Genomic DNA, 7,247 nt, shown 5'->3' on the forward strand with positions numbered 1-7,247 from the left:
GGACGGGTGACATTCGATTCCGTCAGGGGGCGGGCCAGCGAAGGCTGGGTGACCCGCACCCCGTCCATCGTCGACCGGATCCGGTCGTCCGGCGACGGTCGGGTGCCCTTTTCCGTCGAGTTCTCGCCGCCGCGGGACGAGGCCGCCGAGGCCCGTCTGTGGCGCGCCGTCCGCGAGTTCGAGCGGATGGGTCCGGCCTTCGTCTCCATGACCTACGGTGCAGGCGGGTCGACGCGCGACCGCACGGTCCGCGTCACCGGCCAGCTCGCCGAGGAGACCACGCTCCTGCCGGTCGCGCACCTCACCGCCGTGTCCCACAGCGTCGACGAACTGCGGTCGATGGTGGGCGCCTACGCCGACCGCGGAATCAGCAACATCCTGGTCCTGCGCGGCGACCCGCCCGGTGACCCGCTGGGCGAATGGGAGAAGCACCCCCAGGGCGTCGAATACGCCGAGGAACTCGTCCGGCTGGTCCGCGACCTCGGTGACTTCCACGTCGGTGTGGCGTCGTTCCCGGAAGGCCACTACCGCGCGCCCGATCTCGCGCACGACACCCGGTACCTGGTGTCGAAGCTGCGGGCCGGCGCCGAGTACTCGATCACCCAGATGTTCTTCGACGTCGACGACTACCTGCGTCTGCGCGACCGGGTGACGGCGTACGACGCCGAGCAGGGCGCGAAGCCGATCATCCCCGAGATCATGCCGATCACGTCGCTCGGATCGGTCCGCCGCATGCTCGAACTGTCGGGGTCGCGTCTGCCGGCGCACCTCGAGAAGCGGCTGGCGACGGCCGCAGGCGACGGTCCCGAAGAGAACCGCGCCGCCGTGCGCGAGATCGGCATCGACCTCGCCACCGAAATGAGTGAACGCCTCATCGCGGAGGGTGCGCCCGGTCTGCACTTCATCACGCTCAACTTCGCGCGCGCCACCAGCGAGGTGCTCGCCCGGCTCGGCGACAAGGTCGGTTCGGGTGTGGCGGATCCGGCCCCGGTCACCTCGGCCCCGGTCAGCTGAGCGTCCGGCCTTTCCACCGGGTGCGTCCGCGCCGATGACTGCGGTGTGACGACACGGTCAGCGCCGCCACCGCGGCAACGGACAGGGGGTGCGTGAGCGCGCCGGCCACGTCCCCGGCGGTGAGGCGACCGCCGCGTTCGAGTGCCCGGGCGCACAGCCGGGACGTCGCGGCCGCGAGATACCCCACCGAGCCCCACCGGCGGACGCGTCCCCGTCCCGCAGCGAGGGCCACCGGCGGCACCAGGTACGCCACGGTCGCGACACCGAGGACCGCGGCGGCGCCGAGGCGGGAGCCGAACGCCGTCCACAGCCAGCGGTCGTAGCCGCGGCGCAGCGCTCGGGCGTCCTCGTACATCCGGCACGACGCCGATCGGCCGGCCACGACCAGTGCGGTCGACCGCCCCCGCCGGCGAAGCAGGCGTGCGATGTCGAGGTCCTCGGTGACGCTGTCCGCGACGGCCCGGTGACCCCCGACGTCGCGGTACGCGGCGGCGTCGAAGACCATGAACTGCCCGCAGGCCACGGCGGTGGACGGTCGCCGCGACCGGTTGGCCGCGCGGACGGGCAGCGTCGCTGCCCACGACCAGCCGAGCAGCGGCTGCACGAGTGTCTCGCCTGCCGACTCCGCCTGCTGGAACGGCCACGCGCAGACCAGGGCGGCATCGGACGCGCGCAGGGCGGTGCAGGCGCCGTTCAGCGCGTCCGAACGCAACCGCACGTCGGCGTCGAGAAACACGAGTACCCCGGTTCCTGCCCGGCCCTGCGCGAGAGCGTGCTCGCTCACCCGGTAACAGGCTGCGGGTTTACCCACCCACCCCGGTGGCGGTTCCGCGGTTCCCCGCACCACCGAGAAGCGGGTGTCACCGCCGGCCGCCGCCTCCGCGGCCCCGGCCGTCCCGTCGGTGGAGGCGTCGTCGTAGACAAGTACCCGGAGATCGTCGACTCCGCGCTGTTCCCGCAGGTCTCGGATCAGACCCGGCAACCGGTCGCGCTCGTCCCGGGCCGGGATGCAGACCGTGACGGGTTCGGTGACCCGGCGGGCCGGAGTGGGCAGCCGCGGCGCGGAGCGCAGGTTGGCGACGGCGACGGCGAGACCGAGTACCGAGACCAGGGAGCCGAACCGGACCACCCGCTCGATCGGCGCAGCGGTCACACCTCCGAGTGGTCCCGTCCGCGACGGCCGCCGAGCACCGGTTCCTTGTTGCGGGCCATCCACGCCAGCGCACCGACGATGACGGCGACACCCAGCGTCACACCGGCCATGATGCCCGCCCAGCCCGCGAAACTGCGGGTGCTGGGATCCGAATACCGCACCTCGGCCCGGATCGTCGACGTGTCGCCGGCGGGCAACTTCCACGACACGATCGAATCGCCCTCGCGGGTGCCGTTGGTGGTGGCGACGCGGGCCGGGAACGCGATCGTGAACTGCACGTCGGTGCCCTGGGCGGGGACCGAACTGAGATCGGCCTTCCCGTCGAGGGTCACGAGGTCGCCGGTCCGCTGGAGCGAGATCTGGAAACTTCCCGTCGCCTGCTCCGACATGGTGCCGAGCTGCTGCACGTCGCCGAACGTGAGGTCGCTGAAGAACGCCTGGCTGCCCACGTAGCCGTCCTTCTTGTATTCCTGGATGCGCACCTTGTCCGACAGCGAACCGGGCGGAGTGAGCTGGGGGCCCTTGTCCTGATCGTTCGCCGGCACGGCGGCGGCCACGATCTGTCCGGAGACCCGGTCGTCGGCGGACACCCCCATCGACACCTGAACCCGCAGGCATCCCGCGAGGAACGGTACGAGGAGAAGGCCGAGGACGGCGAGGGACACGGCCCTCCGCGAGCGGGTCGAGGTCGGAACCGAAGGCAGCTGCACAGTCGTATCGTGCCAGGGGACCGGTTCGGTGTCAGGCGTGAGGGTGCGTGTCGCGGGCCCCGGGGCGCCGGGCGCCCCGCCGCAGCAGCGAGACCAGCAGGGGAACTCCGAGGATTCCCATCGCGCACCACCCGTAGACCGCCGAATACCGCAACTCGGGGGCGTCCAGGAAGACGGAGTGGGCCAGCGCCGAACCCAGCCACGTCCACAGGAACAACCCGACCGGGACGCCGTCGCGGTGCCGGGTTCCCGTGCCGAAGCGACGGTCGATCCGATCGACCGCGACCGCCATCACCGCGGCGACGACGAACCACCCCGCGTAGTTCGTCAGCGGAATGTGCTCGACCCCGGGCAGACCGGCGTCGGTGATGCACCAGCGCCACTGGCCGTCGGCCACCATCTGCGGGTCCAGGTACAGGTCCCAGCCGACGACACCGACGGTCGTCAGCGCGATGCGGACCGACCGCCGGCGCGGGCCGCGGGCGAGCGCCGACGCCACACACCACACCGGATAGAACCCGGCGGTCCAGGCGAACGGCACCACCAGCGGCACCCCGGCGAGCGCGGGGCCGAGCCGGTCGACGCTGTAGTCGTAGCAGCCGTAGGGAAAACCGGTCGCCGTCCCGGCGACCTCGGAGACCAGACCCAGCCCCGCCGTCACGACCACGAGTCCCACCGCCCAGCGTCCGCCCCGGGTCACGGCCGCGTGGCTGATCGAGGCGGCGGCGAGCAGGACGACGACGAACACGGTGACGACGTCGCGGGCCCCGCCGTGCACCAGCGGGTAGAGGATCTGCGCCGCGATCGCCGCCCCCGCGAGAACGACGGGAACGCGGGAGGTCATCGCCGGCGCCACACGCGGGCCAGACCCTTTCGGTCGTCGCGGAGCGCGATCCGGGCGGCGCTCCGGCCGCTCGCACCGGACACCCCGCCACCCGGATGTGTCGAGGCCCCCGTCAGGTACAGGCGGTCCGCTCCCGGAACCCGGTGCCCCGACAACTCGGGGAGGGGACGCCACATCATCATCTGGTCCAGCGACATCTCCACGTGCATGACGTTGCCGCCGAGCAAACCCATCTCGTCTTCGAGGTCCAGCGGCGACTGCACGTGCCGGTCGAGGACGGACTCCTCGAAACCGGGTGCCAGCGCGTCCATCTCCGCCACGATCCGATCGGCCTCCGGCGCGGCGAGGTCGGTCCACCGCCTGCCGCCGGACAGCCGGTAGGGCTGCCACTGCGACCACAGGGTCACCTGGTGCCTGCCCTCGGGCGCGATGGTCGGGTCCAGGCCGCTGAAGCTCATCCCCAGCACCGCGGGCCGCGGCGGGAGCTCCCCGGCGAGCGCCGCGCCGTGCGCGAGCCGCAGCTGCGCGCGATCCGAGACCAGCAGCTGGAGTCCGTGGGCCACGGAGGCGTCGGGCGCACTCGGATAGTCGGGGAGGGCGTCGGTCGCCAGCCGCACCACCATCCCGATCCCCGGGCCGACGCGGATCCGGCGACGCCACCGGGCGAGGGTCTGTGGGTCGTAGCCGCCGCGTTCGAGCAGGCCGAGGGTGGTCAGCACGTGGCAGCCCGCGACCACCGCGCGGGAGCGGATCTCGCGGCCCGACGACGTCCGGGTCGTCCAGGTTCCGCCGTCCCGGCTCAGCGACACCACGGACTCGCCGAGCGTGACCGTCCCGGCGTCCGACCGCAGCCGAGAGGCGAGCGCCGCGGTCAGGGCTCCGCTGCCGCCGACGGCCCGTCCGGGCGGAACGGTGTGCATCAGGGCCGCGAACCCGACCATCGGCGCCGTGCCCGGCTCCGACATCGGCGGACCGGACTGGGTGCCGAACCACGCGAGCGCCGCCTTGAGCCGTTCGTCGTCGAAGTACTCGTCGAGCAGTGCGTCGCCGGAACCGAGGAACTGCCGGGACAGGTCGCTGCCGCCGCCGCCCGTGTCGAGCCCCCAGAACGACGAGAGCAGCGCGGGTGCGGTCGGCGGATGCGAGAACGCGCGCATGACGCGGGCGCTGCGCGGGCCCCACACGTCCACGAACCGGCGGTACGCGTCGGCGTCCGCGGCCCCGCAGGACTCCTCGATGGACCGGCACGTCGCCTCGAGGCTGCGGCGGAACACGATCCCGGGCCGCGCCGTCCCGGCAGGGGCGGGGGCGAACGCCCACGGATCGCAGTCGAGGTACCGCAGACCGTGTGCGCCGAGGTCGAGTTCCTCGACGATTCCCGTGTGCCGGACCATGATGTGCGCGGACGACCCACGGTCGACCTTGTACCCGGGGAAACGTTCCACCGTGGACACCGCGCCGCCGAGCACCGTGTCGCGTTCGATCACCTCGACCGACCACCCGGACCGCGCGAGGTAACACGCCGACACCAGCGCGTTGTGTCCCGACCCGACGACCACCGCGTCGATCACAGGGGAAGCCCGCGTCCCAGCACCGCGAACGGCCGGTTGTCCCCGGCGAATCGGAAGTGGCGCAGAACATCCCGGAAGCCGAGGCGGCGGTACAGCCGCCATGCGCGGTTGTCCTCGTCCGCCACTTCCGGCGTGGAGAGCAGCACCCCGCGTTCGGGTCTGCGTTCGAGGAGGCGCAGGAGCAGGGTCTCGCCGAGCCGGTGTCCCTGGGCGTCCGGGTGGACGTGGAGTTCGGTGAGTTCGAAGTAGTTGCCGAGGATCACGTCGATCTGGTCGCGGGTCCACCCCGTGTGGCGCAGACCGGAACGGACCTGCTGGTGCCACCACTGCTCGGGGGATCCGCGGTAGCCGTAGGCGACGGCGACGAGGCGGGCGTCCGCGCCGTCGGCGGATCCGTCCCCGGCCGGGACGAGCGCGCCGACGCCACGCCACCCCGAACGCTGGAGGTGCTCGTTCCACATCGGCGCCCGGTGGTATTCGGTGCCGTGGGGATAGCCCATGGCGGCGACGTAGATCGACAGCGCCTCGTGCAGGCGGTCGCGAAACTCGGCGGCCGAGAGTTCGACCACGAGCGGAGTCTGGTCAGCGTTCGGTTCGACCGGTCTCACCTTTCTCTTGACGACGTGTCGGTGGGTCCAGCTATATTGAATAGGTCGAACAGATGTTCGATGGCGGGGATCCGGTGATGCTCGAGGGAAGCGAGCATCACCGGCCCCCGCACTCAGGACCTGTCTACGCCCGGCGGGGTGGTTGCACCGGGGTTTTGGAGGTGTTCGAAGTGATGACGAACCCGGTCACGGGACCGACCTCTGGGAACTCGCACCGGCGGGGTGACGTACGCCACCCGGCCACGAGGCGCGGTTCGGTGCTGCTCGATCGCGCCGACGCACTCCTCGCCCAGTCGGTGGGGGCGGGCGGTCCGGCGGATCGGTTCCACAGCGCGTACCTGGCCGCGTTGCGCGGCGCGGGCGCGGTGCTGGCCGCCGCGGAAGGGCCCGCGACGGGGAGCAGGAGGACACGAACACGTAACGCCTGGGTGCTCATGGCCCGCGCGGCGCCGGAATTCGGGAACTGGGCCGACTACTTCGCCGGTCACTCGGGCACCCGCGCTGCCATCGAGGCGGGAATGTCGCGAACCCTCACCGATCTCGAGGCCGACGAGTTCTTCGTCGAGGTCGGGCGCTTTCTCCAGGCCGTCGAAGATCACATCGGACGTGGCCCAGGTCTCGATTTGCAGGCCTCCTGAGCGGCGGGCGCCCGGAAACGGCGGGAAAACGGTGAGGCGTCCGCGACATTGCGGTGCCCCGAACGTCGTTCGGTGCGGGAGTCCGTAAGGTTGGTGGGGAACTCGTACGTGGAGTAGGTGGTACGGGGATCGAACTGCTCGTATTATTAAATCTAGGTAGCCGCCAAAGTCGGTTACCCACCGTCTCGCACCGTGAGGCGGTGGCCAACACTCCAGTGCCGGGGGAGGTACCGTGCCACTCTCCGAGCACGAGCAGCGCATGCTCGACCAGATCGAGAGCGCTCTCTACGCCGAGGATCCCAAGTTCGCCTCCACTGTGCGAGGCGGTCGCATGCGTGCGGCATCGAGTCGTCGTCGATTGCAGGCGGTGGCCCTGTTCGTTCTGGGGCTGGTCCTGCTCATCGCCGGCGTCGCCCTTCCGATCAAGCCGGGCGGGTTTCCCGTCATCAGCCTGATCGGCTTCATCGTCATGTTCGGTGCCGGAGTCCTCCTCCTGTGGGGTGGAGGAAAGAGCAAGTCCGGACAGTCCTCGCGTGGTGGCTCGACCACGCAGGGTGAGACCGGCCGTGCCGAACGCGGTAAGCCCCGAAGCGGGCGCAAGAGTGGCGGATTCTCGTCGCGAATGGAAGACCGCTTCAAGAAGAGATTCGAGCAGGAGTAGTACGACCCGCTCAGCAGTTCCGTGGGGGGGGGGGGGTGTGGGGGGGGG

8 protein-coding genes are annotated in these 7,247 nt (G+C 71.3%); 3 read left to right on the top strand and 5 right to left on the bottom strand.

Features of this window, described 5'->3' with window-relative positions:
- The first annotated feature begins 6 nt into the window (after window positions 1-6).
- Complete coding sequence (metF, locus tag ACFU5V_RS26925; protein ID WP_378433499.1) at window positions 7-1,014, top strand: methylenetetrahydrofolate reductase [NAD(P)H]; 1,008 nt, start codon at window positions 7-9, stop codon at window positions 1,012-1,014.
- On the opposite strand, the gene ACFU5V_RS26930 is transcribed toward metF, so the two are convergent.
- From ACFU5V_RS26930 to ACFU5V_RS26950, 5 genes are read right to left on the bottom strand one after another with little or no spacing between them, the layout of a single operon-like run.
- On the bottom strand, window positions 1,007-2,167 hold the full coding sequence (locus ACFU5V_RS26930; protein WP_378703000.1) for a glycosyltransferase: 1,161 nt from the start codon (window positions 2,165-2,167) through the stop codon (window positions 1,007-1,009). The genes metF and ACFU5V_RS26930 overlap by 8 nt on opposite strands.
- Complete coding sequence (locus ACFU5V_RS26935; RefSeq protein ID WP_378703001.1) at window positions 2,164-2,877, bottom strand: LppM family (lipo)protein; 714 nt, start codon at window positions 2,875-2,877, stop codon at window positions 2,164-2,166. Before ACFU5V_RS26935 ends, ACFU5V_RS26930 begins: the two co-directional genes overlap by 4 nt.
- A 31-nt stretch (window positions 2,878-2,908) precedes the next feature.
- Window positions 2,909-3,721 carry a carotenoid biosynthesis protein gene (locus ACFU5V_RS26940; protein WP_378703002.1) on the bottom strand — a complete coding sequence of 271 codons (813 nt, stop codon included), beginning with the start codon at window positions 3,719-3,721 and terminating at the stop codon, window positions 2,909-2,911.
- Window positions 3,718-5,292, bottom strand: coding sequence for a phytoene desaturase family protein (locus ACFU5V_RS26945; protein ID WP_378703003.1), 1,575 nt, complete (start codon window positions 5,290-5,292; stop codon window positions 3,718-3,720). Before ACFU5V_RS26945 ends, ACFU5V_RS26940 begins: the two co-directional genes overlap by 4 nt.
- On the bottom strand, window positions 5,289-5,900 hold the full coding sequence (locus ACFU5V_RS26950) for a GNAT family N-acetyltransferase (RefSeq protein WP_378703004.1): 612 nt from the start codon (window positions 5,898-5,900) through the stop codon (window positions 5,289-5,291). Before ACFU5V_RS26950 ends, ACFU5V_RS26945 begins: the two co-directional genes overlap by 4 nt.
- Before the next feature lie 257 nt (window positions 5,901-6,157).
- Here ACFU5V_RS26950 and ACFU5V_RS26955 point away from each other — a divergent pair, with 257 nt between their 5' ends.
- Together ACFU5V_RS26955 and ACFU5V_RS26960 are read left to right on the top strand one after the other, a co-directional pair.
- The gene (locus ACFU5V_RS26955) at window positions 6,158-6,538 is read left to right on the top strand and encodes an SAV_6107 family HEPN domain-containing protein (RefSeq protein ID WP_378703005.1); all 381 of its coding nucleotides are present in this window, start codon (window positions 6,158-6,160) and stop codon (window positions 6,536-6,538) included.
- 232 nt (window positions 6,539-6,770) lie between these two features.
- Window positions 6,771-7,199, top strand: coding sequence for a DUF3040 domain-containing protein (locus ACFU5V_RS26960; protein ID WP_012688068.1), 429 nt, complete (start codon window positions 6,771-6,773; stop codon window positions 7,197-7,199).
- Window positions 7,200-7,247 lie beyond the last annotated feature (48 nt).

The organism is Rhodococcus sp. NPDC057529, assembly GCF_042802055.1.
GTDB lineage: Bacteria > Actinomycetota > Actinomycetes > Mycobacteriales > Mycobacteriaceae > Rhodococcus_F.

Bases quoted from the DNA above. Each gene is read 5' to 3' on its own strand.
- ACFU5V_RS26940 (WP_378703002.1), bottom strand. From the start codon at position 3,721: ATGACCTCCCGCGTTCCCGTCGTTCTCGCGGGGGCGGCGATCGCGGCG.